A 16,362-nucleotide genomic window follows, 5' to 3' on the forward strand; every position below is an offset into this window, starting at 1 on the left:
AATATATTGCCCCGAAAACGATTCATTTTCATCAATAATAATGTGAATTCTAAATTAAAGGAAAAAAAAATGGGATTACTTGTCGACGGAAAATGGGTTGATCAGTGGTATGACACAAAAGCAAATCAAGGTAAATTTGTTCGCAGCGAGTCGGCGTTCAGAAATTGGATTTACCCAAAAAATACGTATAACTCAAATGATGCTGGTCATTTTCCTGCTCAAAAGGGACGCTACCACCTGTACATTTCACTCGCCTGTCCATGGGCGCACCGTGCCTTAGCATTCATCAAGCTCAAGCAGTTAGAAGAGATTATCAGCATCAGCTGCGTGCACCCTGACATGCTCGAAAATGGCTGGGAGTTTAAGCAAGATCGTCATTTTGACGACCCAAACGTGACGATGGGCGACCCATTGCATCATTTTGATTTTGCTTATCAGCTCTATACCAAAGCAGAACCCAATTACAGCGGTAGAGTCACCGTTCCGATTTTATGGGACAAAGAGCGTCAAACTATAGTGTCTAATGAATCGGCAGACATCATCCGCATCTTTAATCATGCATTTAATGACATCACAGGCAATACCCTCGATTTTTACCCCGCAGAAAAAGCGGCAGAGATAGATGAGATCAACGAACGTATTTACAACACGGTCAACAATGGGGTGTATAAATGCGGCTTTGCCACAACTCAAGACGCTTATGAGGAGGCATTAACGCCTCTGTTTGACACACTGGACTTCTTGGAAATACGTCTATCAGATCGCCTTTATTTGCTCGGGGATGAACAAACTGAAGCAGATTGGCGGCTCTTTACCACCCTCATTCGTTTCGATGCGGTCTATTTTGGTCACTTTAAATGCAATATAAAGCGCATTTTAGACTACCCACATCTTAATGCGTATTTGAAACGTCTTTACGAGGTGCCCAATATAGCGAGCACGGTCAATTTACAGCATATCAAACGCCATTATTACTACAGCCATAAAACCATCAATCCCACCCAGCTTGTTCCTGCCGGACCTGCTACACTCTTTAATTGAGAGTGAGAGGACTAAAAAGGGAATTAAGGTAAATTCAAGAAGCCTAAGTTTAAAGTCTATTAAAGTGAGTGCTTTTTAAGGATAATACGCTCACTTTTTATTCGCTTTAGCCAGCCATAAGTAGCGCTTGCTAGAAAAATATAAATACTTGAGAGTTGTGGCTTATGGAAAAAAGAATACTGTGGACTATCTCCTTTGCACTGATATTTATTCTGTGGATAAAAGCAGGCCCTTTTAAAAGTGATGCCGAACGCTCCTATAAAGAAGAAGCCCCAGAATCAAGAGAGTCATCTCAAGACGCTGAAGAAGCAACCTCGAACGAAAAAAGCTACTTTAAATCACACCCCATAGAAACCAGCCGCCCAGATTTTGCGGCTATCACAGACATCAGTGAACGCAAAAACGCATTTTTTGACTACTTGTCTCCGTTTGTAAATGAAAAAAACAACCTTATTTTAAAAGACCGTGAACGCTTAATCGCTTTACTCAACAGCAGTAAAAAGTTGTCAAATAAAAATAGAAAATGGATCTCTTCTCTTCGGCAAGACCTGAAACTAAAAAAACTTGATAATTATTCAAAAGAAGACATTAAAGTTCTGCTGAGTCGACTAGATATTATTCCTGTTTCCCTAGTATTAGCCCAGGCCGCAAATGAATCCGCGTGGGGAACTTCCCGCTTTGCGACAGAAGGAAGCAACTATTTTGGACAATGGTGTTTTCGCAAGGGCTGTGGCCTAGTGCCAGAATCAAGGGACAGCGATGCGGATCATGAAGTTCGCAAGTTTAACGATGCCCGTGAGTCTGTCTTTGCGTACATAGACAACTTAAATACAAACGCAGCCTATAAAGAATTGCGAGCGGCGCGCGCCGAATTACGTGACAACAACGAAGAAATTACAGGCCTAGGCCTAGTACATGGTTTACAACGTTATTCAGAACGTGGCCAAGCGTATGTTGAAGAAATAGAAGGTTTAATTAATTATAACAAGTTGTGGCGTTTCAATCGCTCCCAACAGACAGCAGAGCCACAATAAATCCAACAAAGCTCTCAGCCTAAACAGGCCTATATGTAATAAAATGCAATTTATTGTTACGAAATTATCATACGCGGGGTGGCTAAGCATCACCCCCTTCATTACAATATCGTAATATTTCACCCACTCATCAAACGAGGAAATTCAATTGGCCCGTTTACCTGTTATTGTTGGCTTTGGCGGAATCAATTCGGCTGGTCGTACCTCATCACATCAAGCATATCGTCGAATTGTCTTTGATCTTCTGCCAAATTCAATCCAGCAGGATGTTATACTTGATCTTGCGACCATCACCGACATGGCTGAACACAAAAATGGACTTTGGCACACAAAAAGTGGTGAAGCGCTAGACGCTGCCGCACTGATTGATAGTATTGGTGAATCTCTACTTGCACGCACTCTGATTCGTCGCATTCACCCAAGCCTATTCGACGTAGATCATGTGGTATTACACAAATCGACGGTATTACAAGCCAATCAATCGGAAGAGAAATTAAGTTTTACCATTAAAACAAGATCTCTTCCTAGTGATCGACCGACCAATTGGCAGGTAACTGAAATATCGGACAGTTTGAGTGAAGTTGTCGTCGATGGTAATTTGGAAACCTTCATAAAGGACACTAGGCCGTTGTCCGTAAAAGCAGCCGGTCAGCTGCCAACAGGCTTTGATCCGTCCAAATTATACCAAAGCCGAAACCACCCTCGCGGTTTACAAATGACGGTATATGGCGCTTCTGATGCCATTAAAAGCAGTGGGATTGATTGGGAAACCATCCGCAGCAAAGTGGCTCCCGATCAGATGGCTGTCTATGCGGCTAACTCCATTGGTCAAATGGACGATCTTGGATTTGGCGGTATGTTAAAATCGGCCTTAATGGGCAAACGTACCACATCCAAACATTTGCCTCTTGGTTACGCTCAGATGCCAGCCGACTTTGTTAACGCCTACATACTAGGCAGTGTGGGTAATGTAGGGACTGCTATTGGTGCTTGTGCCACTTATTTCTTCAACTTGGAAAAAGCCATTGACGGTATCAAATCGGGCAAGTTCCGCGTTGCTATGGTCGGTGGCAGTGATGCGCCTATCACACCCGAAATTATCGAAGGATTTAGAACAATGGGAGCGCTGGCGGAAGACACCGCATTGTTGGCTCTGGATCAAATCACCAACCAAGAAGAACCAGACCACACTCGTAGCTGTCGACCATTTGCTCAAAACTGCGGTTTTACGATCGGAGAATCAAGCCAATGGACCCTGTTAATGGACGATGAACTCGCCATTGAACTGGGAGCGCAAATATTTGGCGCTATCCCAGCGGTCTTTTCTTATGCTGACGGACATAAAAAATCCATCTCGGCACCTGGTATTGGCAATTATTTAACCATGAGCAAAGCCATGGCGTATTTGCAAAATATCATTGGCAATGATGGTTTAACGCAACGTACCTTTATTCAAGCGCACGGTACAAGCACGCCACAAAACCGCATAACAGAATCTCATGTGCTTAGCAAAGCGGCGACCAGCTTTGGTGCAACAGGCATACCTGTTGTGGCCATGAAAGCCTTTCTTGGGCACTCCCAAGGAACCGCCGGTGGTGATCAACTTCATTTATCGTTGGGTGTGTGGAAAGATGGTATTTTGCCAGGTATCACGACATCACATGAAATCGCAGACGATGTGTATCAAGAAGGCTTAAAGTTTCAACTAAAACACGAAGCTTACGGAAAAGACTATTTTGATGCAGCTCTCTTAAACTCAAAAGGGTTTGGAGGCAACAACGCAACAGCCGTTTTGTTATCACCCAACCAAGCGATGAAGATGCTAAGTAAACGCTACACAGCGGAGCAACTTGATGCTTACCAAACTAAAAAAGCAGAGGTTGTTAACGTGGCAGAAGAGTACAACCAAGCAACGATTCGAGGGGAAACCTTACCAATCTATAAGTTTGGCTTTAACGTACTAGGTGGTGAAGAGTTAGAGATTACAGACAAAGAAATCCGCTTACCAGGCTATGAAATGCCGGTCGATCTCAACACAGAAAATGAATTTAGTGATCTAAGCTAAGCGGTTATTCGCAGTAGAGTTAACCAACACGGCTAGAATTTTGTGTTGGTTAACTCTTGCTGTAAAAACGTTAACAATAATCGCGTTTTTCTAGACATTAACTTTCTTTGTGGATAGATAGCGTAAAAGTTAAACTCATAACCTTTATAACTCGGCAACATATTAACCAACTCCCCCGACTCAATGTATTTAGCCACCAAAAAATCTGGCTGATAAATAATACCAAGCCCTGCTAACGCAAATCGTGTCAATGCACTGCCATTGTTCGCCCTCAACGCACCAGAAACACTTACCGTTCGAGACACGCCTTCGCTATCGGTTAGCGACCAACGATCTGGGATCTGAGAATTATTATAAAGCAGACAGGAATGATGCTTTAAATCCTCTAAATCTTTCAGTTCTCCTTTTTCTAAAATATAGCTTGGTGACGCGCAAACAAACCCCGTTAGATGACACAGGGGCCGGGCCACAAATTGATCACCGCCTAAATCACCACCTCGAATCGCGATGTCCACCCCAGACTCTGTCATATCAACACGCTTATCGGTGAAATCTACATCCAATTCAATTTGTGGATATAAGCGGCTAAACCGATCTAACAAAGGCACAATATGAGACAAACCAAAGTCCATAGGCACACTGATCTTTAACAGGCCTTTTGGCTTTTGCGTTAACTCACCAATTTCATTTTCCGCTTCCTCAATGGCATCAAGTATCGCCATACAATGCTGATAATACTTACGGCCAGCGTGTGTAATGCTAATATTACGCGTATTTCGCTGCAGAAGCTTAGTACCTAACTCCTCCTCAATAGAATTGATATAACGCGTCACCATAGGACGAGAGATCGCCAGCGTCTCACTGGCTAATTTAAAACTTTCTGCCTCATACACACGACAAAAAACCTTCATAGCCTGTAGTTTATCCATTCACTCACCCATTAAACTGAAAGTTCCCCTATTATCATTTCTTTTTAGTTAATATTGAATTGTTTTTTGATTGGATTATTTATTAATAAAAACACTCTAGACTAGAGTCATCTTTAAACTAGACACAAGGAAAAACAAAATGAAAGTATTCACTATCAGTGCCCTTGCTCTTGCCTCAAGCATTACCATGGCAGCCGATTATAAAATTGATCCCGCCCACTCTGCCGTTACTTTCGAAGTAGGCCACTTAGGTGTGAGCACCACTGTAGGACGCTTTAACACGTTTGAAGGCGATTTTTCTTATTCTGACGATGGCAAATCAGGTAACGCAAACTTTGTGATCAACACCGACAGCATTGATACCAATCACGAAGCTCGTGACAAACACCTACGCAGCCCAGATTTTCTTAACGTCAAACAATTCCCAACACTCACTTTCAAAAGTACTTCCTTTGATGGCGAAACGTTAACAGGCGAACTAACCCTACATGGCGTTACCAAAACCGTTAGCTTTGATGTCGACAAAGTAGGCGAAGGCAGCGACCCATGGGGTGGCTACCGTGCAGGCTTTGAAGCAAGTACTGAAATCAACCGCAGCGATTTCGGCATCACTTACTTTATCCCCGGTGTTTCTGATAAAACAGAAATCGATGTTTATGTGGAAGGCATCCGCCAATAATTCGCTAAGGAAGCAAACATGTATCAAGAAGCCAGTAATACAAACCTGCTGATGTTATTGCATACGGCGGTTTACCCTTTTATCGCCGCACTCATAGTCAGCTTTGTCGCTGGTAAATTGTTACGTGCCTCATCGTACCTTGGTTATCTTGGTGGATTCATTGTCGGACTCAGCCTGATTCATTCAGGCCTGAGTTTTCCACCAAACCAAGCCATTGATTATTACGCAGTAACGATAGTCATTGGCATAATATCGCTGTTGTGCATCAGTAAACTAAAAGTGCCAGCTATCACAAATAGCGCACTTTTTCTTCTGTCCGGACTATCGTTTTTCTTTTTGCTAAATCCTGTACTAAAACATGCAGGTTTTATAACAAGCTTAAGTTGGGCGGCAGCCTCCTCGCTGATCGTCGTGTGTTATTACCTTCTCTCTCCTAAAACACAAAAATCATATCAATATGAAACGCGTAGTTTAGGTAACTTTCTTTCGCCTATCGGCTTGATGATTGTGGCTGGAAGTGCTGCTCCAGTGGTGTCCATTGGCGGCAGTTTGTTGATTGGGCAATTACTAGGAGCGTTCGCTGCGGCCATGTTGGGTTATGTTATAGTCAGTTACTTAACAAAACACACTCAACACAACGTTTATATCCCAGCGCTTTTAATATTGGGTGGGCTGATTACACAAAGTCATATCCTGGCCGATATTCCTTTACACGTCATGCTAATGCTAAGTGCCAGCCTATTCGTCACACCACTGATTCTGTTATTTACAAACAAAATCAGTCACATTGTGGTCAGTCAAGTGGTTATTAGCGGCATAATCAGCGCATTTAGTTTATGGCTGATTTGGCCGGAAAGCAGCTTGTATTAGTTTGTCGATCTCTAGTTTTTAAATATTGATCGAGAAGAGCGCCATAGTGGCAGTATGATTGCCGCTATGACGCTATTAACGGCGCCATAAGACAACAAATACCACACCTCAGACTCATTGAAATGAAGCTGCATGCTGATAAAAAAATGATTCGGTAAGACTATAAATAACCACATGCCTATTACTAAAAAAAACTGACCACTCCCTGAGATACCCTTGACCCTTGCAAGTATCCAAGCGGTAAAAAATAGGCAAGTGAAACAAGAAAACACAAATAACAAGATCATCCCAGTAGAAGGCTGTGCAGATACATCCTCCCACACAGGTCGGCCTAAAAATTTAACTGGCGTTGAAGCATACCAAACCACGCCAGCAAGCACTTGGAGAATAAAAGCCAACACAACCGCTTTATAATTTATTTTGTACACGTCATCCCCTATGATTCCGTCTGCTTAAAAAAGTAAACAACTAGCAGCTACTGCCAGCTTGATATAATTCTTTGACTAAATTGCGTAATTTAGATCGCCATGGGCGCTGCTTTACACCAAAATGATTAAATATTTTTCGACAAGACAGCGACTGCCGCTTCATCACCACCATATCCGGCACTTCGGGGAACGCATCACTGATCGCTTCTACTTCAACCTGTGCTTTGGGATCAAATTGGCTTGATGTCGCGACAATCGCCTCGACTAACCCCACCCAACTGATCTCCTCAGCACAGCAATAATGGTACACACCTTTATTTTTCGCACCATAGTGACCTTGCTTCACCACGGACAAAATGACCCGAACCAAGTCGGATACGGGCGTTGGACTGCCGATCAAATCGTCTTTATAAGCAAGGTTAACGCCATCTTGAATAAGTCCAAGGGTTCTGCAGACAAAGTCATCTCCTTTTCCACTAAACAACCACCCAGTGCGTAGCACGATGTTCTCAGGATGACTCAAGACAATTTTCTCGGCTTCAATTAATGCTAAGGCGTAAGGGTCTGAGCTGTCTGGCACATCAACTTCAGAGTAAGGAACGTCCTTACTACCCGAAAAAACTCGCGCGCTACTCAGCATTATCAAGGACGCTCTACCCTGCTCACTCAAGTAGCGTAGCGTCGATTGAAACTTTGTATAATCACTCTGCAGCGCGTGACGAAGACTTAACGCATCGATGACAACATCAAACGACATAGCATCTAATTCCGCCCTCCTTGTTACATCCAGCAACAATGACTCTTCTGGGCACAACCATTCAAACTCATTTCTGCCTGCAGAAAGCGATAATAAAGATGACCCCACCTCAGTATTACTGCCTAAGAGGAGAATGCGAATAGGGGCATTAATATCTTGTATATTATTCAAAGTAAGTCCTCACGCCACTTAGGAAAAACCCTAAGTAGATTATCATATGTCTGAGCCGTAATCTGTTCGACACTCTCATCTCTTATTATTGCCGCACTCTGTGCAATCAAAGGAATAGAGAGAGGTGTATTTGTTTGCCCCTGAAACCCCTGAATCGGCATATCAGGCGAGTCAGTTTCAAGAATAAAATCCCGACTATCCAATGAGGCCAATACTCTATGCGCCTTTTTTGCTCTTGGATAGGTAATAGTTCCGCCAATTCCCAACACAAAACCCAATCCTAAAAAACGCTTAGCCTGTTCAAGACTACCATTAAAAGCGTGCACCACTCCGCCTTCTTTAAATTCCGCGTCACGCAAGCATTTAAACACTAGATCATAACTTTTCCTAGCGTGCAAAATAACGGGTAATTTCAACAATTTAGCAACTTGTAACTGGCGCGAGAAAAAATCCACTTGGGTTCTCATATCTACCGCATTAGGCCAACAATCTAAGCCTATTTCACCCACAGCAACCACCTTACTTTTCTCACATTGCGCACCCAGTAAATCTATCTGACTTAGCAAAGCCCCTTCCAAAAAATAAGGATGCAATCCATAAGCTGCACGCCATGATGGGTAAGACTCAATCAGAGACTCTAATTTTGACCAGCTTGCATGAGTGGTTGCTGGCACCAAAAAACCCACCACCCCTTGCTCAAGACAACGCCACATTAAGGCATCGCGAGACCCATCAAATACATCAAAATCAAAGTGACAATGGCTATCAATCAACATACACAAAAGATTACATGATTTCAGAGGACAAGTGCTAAATTATAAAGCAATCAGACATAAAAAAGCCGCGCATTTAGCGCGGCTTTTTAAAAATAATGCGGAGGCGCTTAAAGAGAAGGACCCGCTTTCACAATAGACTCTGAGACTGAATCAAACTTTTTAAAGTTTTCAACAAATTGGGAGATTAAGTGCTTAGCTTGCGCCTCATAAGCCGCCTGATCCGACCATGTTTTCCGTGGATTTAACAAAATACTATCCACACCTGGCACCTGAGTTGGCACATCAAGATTGACATCCGCTAGATGCTCTGTTTCTGCATCAACTAACACACCAGACTGAATCGCTGCAATCACTGCACGGGTCGTTGGAATGCTAAAGCGTTTACCACCTTTACCATGTGCGCCCCCCGTCCAACCAGTATTGACTAGGTAAACCTTGCTACCAAACTCCTCAATACGCTTAATCAAAAGATCCGCATACACATCAGCTGAACGTGGGAAGAAAGGCGCTCCAAAACAAGTGGAGAAAGTTGACTTAATGCCTGTACCAGCCCCCATTTCAGTGGAACCAACCAGTGCGGTGTAACCACTCAAAAAATGGTACGCAGCCGCCTCTTTCGTCAAAATAGAAACAGGAGGCAGAACACCAGTTAAGTCACAGGTTAAAAAGATAATGGCATTCGGTTCACCAGCACGATTACCTGCTGCACGCTTTTCAATGTGCTCCCGAGGGTAGCCAGCACGACCATTTTGAGTCAAAGACGTATCGGCGTAATCCGCCACACGAGTCTTAGGATCTAGTACCACGTTTTCAACGATAGTACCGAATTTAATCGCATCCCAAATAATTGGCTCATTTTTTTGCGAAAGATCGATGGTTTTGGCGTAGCAACCGCCTTCAATATTGAAAACCGTATCTTTCCCCCAACCGTGCTCATCATCACCAATTAGAAAGCGCTCAGGATCGGCAGACAAGGTAGTTTTCCCGGTTCCAGACAAACCAAAGAATAGAGTGACATCGTCTTCTGTACCAACGTTAGCCGCACAATGCATTGGCAATACATCATAAGCTGGCAACAAGTAGTTTTGCACAGAGAACATGGCTTTTTTCATTTCGCCAGCGTAACGCATACCCGCGATAAGCACTTTGCGCTCAGCAAAGTTCAAAATCACGCAACCATCTGAATTAGTGCCATCACGTTCCGGCTCACAAACAAAATTTGGCGCATTTAAAATTTGCCACTCACCTTTGTCAGAAGGATTATAAATATCAGGGCGAATAAATAAATTACGCCCAAACAACTGATGCCACGCTGTTTCAGTGCGCATAATGACAGGCAAATAATATTCATCACCCGCACCAACATGAATGTTAGACACAAACGACTCTTTACCATCCAAATAAGCGGCAACTCGATCCCATAAAGGAGCAAATTTTGCCTCTGGGAAGGGTCGGTTAACAGGCCCCCAATGAATGCTATCTTTGCTGGACGCCTCTTCTACGATAAAACGATCCATAGGAGAACGACCAGTACGAGCGCCTGTTTCAACCACAAGCGCGCCATTATCGGCAAGCACACCTTCGCCATTTTGCAAGGCTTTTTCAACCAACTGCGGCGTCGTTAAATTTGTGTGAATAGTTATTACGTCTGATGCGGAGTTCATGTTGCTAGATCCTCTGAACTATAAAGATTGTCTGGTCATATTTATTATTATGCGAAAGTTTTTTACTGTGAAAAGGATAGTAACAAAACAATCTAAAAAAAAATATTGTTATAACAATATGTTATTTTATTACCATTTTGAAACTTTAAAAAAAACCATAACCCAATGAAAAATAAAGATTTTAATCAAAAAATCGCATTGACATGGCACCAACCTATCCTGCAACTCCTCATACAGCCTAATATTTTTGTAGTTTTCTTTCTTTTTTGTTGCCTTCCTACTAAATGGGAAAGTTCTTACTCATTAGCAACATCATAAAAACGCCCCTATAGAGAAGCGAATTACGGAGAAAAAGCCACCTGAAAAGTAAGGTTTCTATTAAAAAAGATCAAAAAAACACAATTATTTGAATTTTTCTTACCTCTAATATGTCCTGAATCCCGCCGCTTCATGGTAAGATTATTTCTTCAATTCCCCTCCAATTGTCCAAAAGGTTGATCAATATTTATGTTAAAAACAAATCAGAACTGCAATATTGGGTTTGTCGGCCTGGGTGTCATGGGTAAAAACTTGGCCTTAAATTTAGCTGACCATGGCTACCGAGTTGCAGGCTTTGATCTTGACGCGCATAAAATACAAGACGTTTTAGACACCGAAGCGGCTGAACGCCCAGAATCTTCCAAAGAAGCGCGAATCATTGGCTGTACCAGTATGGAAGACATGCTGTCAAACCTAGTCAAACCTCGTGTGATTGTGGTTTTAGTACCGGCAGGAAAACCGGTTGATATTGTTTGCCAAAGCCTAATTGATGCAGGATTAGAAGCGGACGATATCGTCGTAGATTGCGGAAACAGCCAATGGACAGACACCATTCGTCGTGAAGCAGAATACAAAGAAAAATTTAAATTCTTTGGCACAGCCGTATCAGGCGGTGAAGTCGGTGCTCGCTTTGGCCCATCATTAATGCCAGGCGGTGATGCTGACTCTTGGAAATACCTACAACCCATGTGGGAAGCCGTTGCGGCCAAAGTCGATGAGAATGGCAAGCCAATTGAAAGTAATACACCAGGCAAGCCTGTGACCGAAGGCGAACCATGTACCGCTTACTTAGGACCAAATGGCGCTGGCCACTACGTTAAAATGGTTCACAATGGCATTGAGTATGCTGACATGCAGCTTATTTGTGAAGCTTATCACTTGCTACGTTCTTTACTTGGCTACGAGCCAGAAGAAATTGGCAAGTTATTTGAAAAATGGAATAAGGGTGTATTAAACAGCTACCTTGTTGAAATCAGCGCCGACATTCTACAGCAATATGACCACAAAACAGGCGCCCCCCTTGTTGACATGATTCTCGACAGTGCTGGGCAAAAAGGCACTGGCCGTTGGACATCGATCAGCGCGACACAAATGGGTGTTCCAGCTGGCATTATCAGTGAATCCGTTTACGCCCGCGCACTGAGTACATTAACCAGTGAACGCGAACATGCAGCAGGCATATTAACCGCCGATGTAGAAAGCGGCGACATTGTCGCAGAAGAGGTAGAAAAAGCGATTGAAGAGGCCCTATATTGCGCAAAAATTTGCGCTTACGCACAAGGTTTCCAAATCATGCGCGCGGCTCAAAAAGAATACGACTGGACGCTCAATTTCAGTGATATCGCAAAAATCTGGCGCGGTGGCTGCATTATTCGAGCCTCTTTCCTACAGAAAATTGCCGACGCATTTGATCACAATCATGAGCTTGAGAACCTGCTACTAAGCGATTACTTCGCCGACGCTATGGCTAAGAAACAATCAGGTCTGCGTAAAGCGGTTGTCCTTGCGGCGCAATCCGGTGTTCCAACCCCCTCTTTCTTCTCGGCATTGGCTTATTTTGATGGCTACCGTTCAGAGGTGCTACCGGCTAACTTATTGCAAGCACAGCGCGATTACTTTGGCGCCCATACTTATGAGCGAGTAGACGCAGAACCAGGTCAAAAATTCCACACGTACTGGCAAGAAAAAGGTCGTCCGGAACGCAAAGCGTAAGGCTATTTTCCGACTAAAAAACGCTGACTTAGCAATAAGTCAGCGTTTTTTTATGCAACTTAAAAAGTTGGCGCCTGCTTTTAACAACGCCTTGTCAGCACAGTAGTCATTACTTCATTTTCTTTTCCATCGACGTCAACATCCCTCTAAGCATACCCAGTTCCTGTTGGTCCAAACGCGAGCGCTGAAATAAACGGCGAAAGCGCGTCATGACTTGCATCGGCATCTCTGGGTCAAGAAACTCCGTCTGCAGCAATACTTTTTCTAGATGCTCAAGCAAGTAATCAATTTGCTCCACATTGGCCGCTGGCACATCCCATTTACTCGCAACCACAGGCGCATCTTTCATCAATAAGCTCTTCATGCGTAACTCGTAAGCAATGACCTGTACCGCGGCACCTAAATTTAATGAGCTAAAGGTCTCAACCGAAGGAATATGCACGTGATAATTGCAACGCTGCAATTCTTCATTGGTTAATCCACGATCCTCACGACCAAAAACAAACGCGGTGAGCAAACCTTCATCAAACACCAAATCTGCCGCCTGTCTTGGGTCAACCAAAGGCCAAGGAATATTTCGTTCACGAGCACTGGTGCCAATGACCAATTGGCAGTCGGCCAAAGCTTCTTCTAGTGTTTCCACCACAACGGCATTGTCTAAAATGTCCGTCGCACCCGCTGCACGGCTAATGGCCTCTTCACTCGGATACACCTTTGGGGCAACAAGATAAAGATCCGCTAACCCCATATTTTTCATGGCACGAGCAGCGGCACCGATGTTGCCAGGATGCGAAGTATTAACAAGGACAATTCTTACTGTATTTTGCATTTTATAAGTTACCAGTGATAGCCATCAAACAATGCCGCGTATCTTAACAGATATTTGTCCCAAAGCCGCAAACCGTTCAGTTTTTAACCAAAATACCACTGGCAAAAAGCGCACTGTTAGGCTAGAATTCGCGCTCTTATTTATAGGCGCTCGGTGATATCGCTCACGTCGTTTAAGCCATTGATTTAGTATCATTCGGCTTGAAGTGAACAGATAGCCCCTAGATGCCCGCTCTTTAACACTTTATTTGGCAACTTATCGTCTTTATTGACGGTATGTGCATTTTAATGACGAAATAACTGACGGTAAATTATGCAACCTAGAATCAATGTCGCACTCAAAGCAGCTCGTGCCGCTGCAGAATACATAGTTCACTCGCAAGAGAAACTACTGTTTGATAAAGAACAAGGCCAATCCGCTGAACAAGTTTATCAAACCGTTTGCTCAGGCGCAGAACGCAGCATTGTTTACTACCTAGAAAAAGCTTACCCAGCGGATACCATTACCACTCGCCTGCAAGGCACTGTACAAAATGGTAACGAAGGTGAATGGATCATTGATGCCATCCAAGGACAGCACTTATTCTCACGCGGCCTAACAGGTAACGTGATTACGATGAGCTACTTAGTTGCCGGTAAAGTGGAGCACGCTCTCGTGCTAAACCCTCACACCAAAGACGAATTTTACGCCAGTAAAGGTCGTGGTGCTTACCTAAACAATTCACGCATTCGTAGCAGCTCTGCACGCACTTTAGAAAAAGTAACGGTAGCGGCTCAATTTCCTGCCACAGATCGCCTTATGCCTTATCTGTCTGGTCAATTTGCGGTACTAACTGAAATAGCGGAGCAAGGCGCTCGTGCTGTTATGCAAGATTGCCCAGCATTGATGCTTGCTAACGTTGCCGCTGGCCGTCTGGATGCGGCTTGGGGCATTAAACTTCAAGAATGGGAAATGCAAGCACCGCTATTCATTGCAAAAGAAGCGGGTTGTTTGTTCGCAGGTTTTGATGGCTCACCCAGCATAGACAAAGGTGATGTACTATGTGCAGCACCTCGTTTGTTTAAAGTCTTGTTGCCTACATTAAACAAACACCTTAACTAATACGAATACACAGACAAAAAAGGGGCTCTTTTCTGACACAGAAAAGAGCCCCTTTTTATTTAACACATTCTTTCTAATGCTTGTGATGACAGTGTTCGTGATGATGGTCATGCAAATCTTCTTCATCATGATGGTGGTCGTCACATGGGTTGGTTTCCCCAGGGTAATACAAACCAATATCCTGACGAATCTCATCCAACGTCGCAATCAATTCTAAACTGTCCTGCCAACTGTGATTAGGACTTTGAATTAACCCTTCCGCCAGGCAACGATTTACCTCATCCACCTCAAACTGATAGCCATTACCAGGGAAATCAAATTCCACCGCACGCTCTTTGTTATCCGCAGTCACAATACGGCAAGATTTCGCCTTAAACCACTCTGAATCAATTTCAATGTACCCTTTTGAACCTGACAAGATGGCTCGGTTTGGGTTATGAGAGATCAGAGAGACATCCAGTGAGGCAAGCTGCCCCCCTTCCCAACCCAGCAAGATCTGTTCAAACAAGTCAACATTGGTATCGCCAATCACCGCTTGGTTTTGCACAAAATCCGGTTTACCAAAAAATAATTGCGCCAAGAAAACGGGATAAATACCAATGTCCAGCAAGGCACCACCACCCAGCTCAAGATTAAGTAAACGGTGATTCGGATCCGTCGGCCCAATAAAATTAAAACTGGCTTGAATGCTGTTCAAATTACCTATTTCACCCTCTTCAACCCACTCAACAACCTGCTCGATAACAGGATTAAAGCGCGTCCACATGGCTTCCATGACAAAAACATCATGCTCTAAAGCCAAATCATAAAGCTCTCTAGACTGCGCCTCATTCAGTGTAAAAGGCTTTTCACACAACACCGCCTTACCGGCTAGAATACAAGCTTTTGTCAAATCATAGTGATACACATGAGGCGTGGCTATGTATATGGCATCCACCTCATTACTATTGATCAATGAAAAATAATCAACAAAAGCCAACTCAATATCAAATTCCTCTGAAAACGCGTCAGCAGATGCCTTATCACGAGAAGCCACAGCACGAAGTTCGCCCGCTTTGACATGACAAAAATCACCCGCAAACGCATGCGCGATTTGACCTGTACCAATAATACCCCAGCGTACTTTCTTCATAGGATTCTCCCCACCGCCATAATCAACAGCATTAGCATTCCAACTCTCACTAAGAGACATTTTCATCATGTAACGAACGACGCCAAAGCGCGTCTATTTTTAACACAATATTAGCAAGCACAATCATAGTGCCAAAGTTCTATAAGTTTGACCTCAAAAAGCACTAGAGTCCACTGGCATTTTCAAGCTCTTGAATGCGTTCGTTTAATTTCTCTACCTGCGCCTCTAACTCAAGTACCCGCTCTTTCAATTGCTGTGTATATTCCTCATTAGACACCGACACATTGGCTTGAGGGCGTTCAGATTCACTACAAAAGCACTCTTGATAACGTTGCTCACGCTTACCAGGCTCTCGCGGCAGTTGGCATACATAAGGGCCGCCTGTTTTCGTTTGTAAAGACTGTAATGCCGATGCCACTTCATCAAGGGACTGAAAACTATGTAAGCGTCCACTGCGCGAGCGCAACTCACCTGGAGTCTGGGCTCCTCGTAAAAAAAGCAAACAAATAATAGCGGTTTCGGCTGACGATAACTGCAAATCAGAAAATTCCGTATTGCAAAACCTGTGTTGATATTTACTCACGCGACTGTGTGAACCGGTGATTTCCGTTACCAAACCACGGTCCACTAAGGCGTTTACAGCATCTTGCACCACCGACTCTGATAATTGAGTCACCGGCTCACGATTAGACTTTTGATTACAGGCATTGACTAAGGCATTCAAACTAAGAGGGTATTGATCTGGCGTGGTAATCTCTTTTTCCAAGAGACAACCAATCACACGCATTTCGATAAAATTCACTTCATGATAACTCATAAGACTCCCTAACAGCTTTGGTCTATTCAGCTTGACTC

15 protein-coding genes are annotated in these 16,362 nt (G+C 43.6%); 7 read left to right on the plus strand and 8 right to left on the minus strand.

Annotated features, from left to right (window positions below):
• Positions 1–69: 69 nt before the first annotated feature.
• The 3 genes from DK187_RS00905 (at position 70) to DK187_RS00915 (ending at position 4,140) form a co-directional block, all read left to right on the plus strand.
• The gene (locus tag DK187_RS00905; RefSeq protein ID WP_111605439.1) at positions 70–1,041 is read left to right on the plus strand and encodes a glutathione S-transferase family protein; all 972 of its coding nucleotides are present in this window, start codon (positions 70–72) and stop codon (positions 1,039–1,041) included.
• 164 nt (positions 1,042–1,205) lie between these two features.
• Positions 1,206–2,075, plus strand: coding sequence for a glucosaminidase domain-containing protein (locus DK187_RS00910; RefSeq protein WP_111605440.1), 870 nt, complete (start codon positions 1,206–1,208; stop codon positions 2,073–2,075).
• A gap of 148 nt (positions 2,076–2,223) precedes the next feature.
• Positions 2,224–4,140, plus strand: coding sequence for a beta-ketoacyl synthase (locus DK187_RS00915; protein ID WP_111605441.1), 1,917 nt, complete (start codon positions 2,224–2,226; stop codon positions 4,138–4,140).
• A 32-nt stretch (positions 4,141–4,172) separates the two neighbouring features.
• Here DK187_RS00915 and DK187_RS00920 read toward each other — a convergent pair whose 3' ends face one another.
• Positions 4,173–5,069 (minus strand): LysR family transcriptional regulator, encoded by an 897-nt coding sequence (locus DK187_RS00920; RefSeq protein ID WP_111605442.1) that lies wholly within the window; start codon positions 5,067–5,069, stop codon positions 4,173–4,175.
• A gap of 139 nt (positions 5,070–5,208) precedes the next feature.
• On the opposite strand from DK187_RS00920, the gene DK187_RS00925 reads away from it, so the two are divergent.
• Together DK187_RS00925 and DK187_RS00930 are read left to right on the plus strand one after the other, a co-directional pair.
• A complete protein-coding gene (locus DK187_RS00925; protein ID WP_111605443.1) occupies positions 5,209–5,748 on the plus strand; it encodes a YceI family protein in 540 nt (179 codons plus the stop codon).
• Positions 5,749–5,766: 18 nt separating this feature from the next.
• A complete protein-coding gene (locus tag DK187_RS00930) occupies positions 5,767–6,618 on the plus strand; it encodes a hypothetical protein (RefSeq protein WP_111605444.1) in 852 nt (283 codons plus the stop codon).
• Positions 6,619–6,629: 11 nt separating this feature from the next.
• Here DK187_RS00930 and DK187_RS00935 read toward each other — a convergent pair whose 3' ends face one another.
• From DK187_RS00935 to DK187_RS00950, 4 genes are all read right to left on the minus strand, one after another.
• Entirely contained in the window at positions 6,630–7,046 is a 417-nt protein-coding gene (locus tag DK187_RS00935; RefSeq protein ID WP_111605445.1) for a hypothetical protein, read from the minus strand.
• A gap of 40 nt (positions 7,047–7,086) precedes the next feature.
• The gene (locus tag DK187_RS00940; RefSeq protein ID WP_111605446.1) at positions 7,087–7,974 is read right to left on the minus strand and encodes an SDR family oxidoreductase; all 888 of its coding nucleotides are present in this window, start codon (positions 7,972–7,974) and stop codon (positions 7,087–7,089) included.
• Positions 7,971–8,750 carry a TatD family hydrolase gene (locus DK187_RS00945; RefSeq protein WP_111605447.1) on the minus strand — a complete coding sequence of 260 codons (780 nt, stop codon included), beginning with the start codon at positions 8,748–8,750 and terminating at the stop codon, positions 7,971–7,973. Before DK187_RS00945 ends, DK187_RS00940 begins: the two co-directional genes overlap by 4 nt.
• A gap of 107 nt (positions 8,751–8,857) precedes the next feature.
• Positions 8,858–10,414: a phosphoenolpyruvate carboxykinase gene (locus tag DK187_RS00950; protein WP_111605448.1), complete on the minus strand. Its 1,557-nt coding sequence runs from the start codon at positions 10,412–10,414 to the stop codon at positions 8,858–8,860.
• A 507-nt stretch (positions 10,415–10,921) separates the two neighbouring features.
• Here DK187_RS00950 and gndA point away from each other — a divergent pair.
• The gene (gene gndA / locus DK187_RS00955) at positions 10,922–12,445 is read left to right on the plus strand and encodes an NADP-dependent phosphogluconate dehydrogenase (protein WP_111605449.1); all 1,524 of its coding nucleotides are present in this window, start codon (positions 10,922–10,924) and stop codon (positions 12,443–12,445) included.
• A gap of 109 nt (positions 12,446–12,554) precedes the next feature.
• Here gndA and DK187_RS00960 read toward each other — a convergent pair whose 3' ends face one another.
• Positions 12,555–13,274 carry an RNA methyltransferase gene (locus DK187_RS00960; protein ID WP_111605450.1) on the minus strand — a complete coding sequence of 240 codons (720 nt, stop codon included), beginning with the start codon at positions 13,272–13,274 and terminating at the stop codon, positions 12,555–12,557.
• A gap of 312 nt (positions 13,275–13,586) precedes the next feature.
• Here DK187_RS00960 and DK187_RS00965 point away from each other — a divergent pair, with 312 nt between their 5' ends.
• Positions 13,587–14,375, plus strand: coding sequence for an inositol monophosphatase family protein (locus DK187_RS00965; protein WP_111605451.1), 789 nt, complete (start codon positions 13,587–13,589; stop codon positions 14,373–14,375).
• Between the two features lie 73 nt (positions 14,376–14,448).
• Here the strand turns inward: DK187_RS00965 and DK187_RS00970 are convergent, their stop codons facing one another.
• Together DK187_RS00970 and DK187_RS00975 are read right to left on the minus strand one after the other, a co-directional pair.
• Positions 14,449–15,576, minus strand: coding sequence for a Gfo/Idh/MocA family protein (locus tag DK187_RS00970; protein WP_223232222.1), 1,128 nt, complete (start codon positions 15,574–15,576; stop codon positions 14,449–14,451).
• 94 nt (positions 15,577–15,670) lie between these two features.
• Positions 15,671–16,324, minus strand: coding sequence for a YceH family protein (locus DK187_RS00975; RefSeq protein WP_111605452.1), 654 nt, complete (start codon positions 16,322–16,324; stop codon positions 15,671–15,673).
• Positions 16,325–16,362: the final 38 nt, after the last annotated feature.

Source organism: Marinomonas arctica, from assembly GCF_003259225.1.
GTDB lineage: Bacteria > Pseudomonadota > Gammaproteobacteria > Pseudomonadales > Marinomonadaceae > Marinomonas > Marinomonas arctica.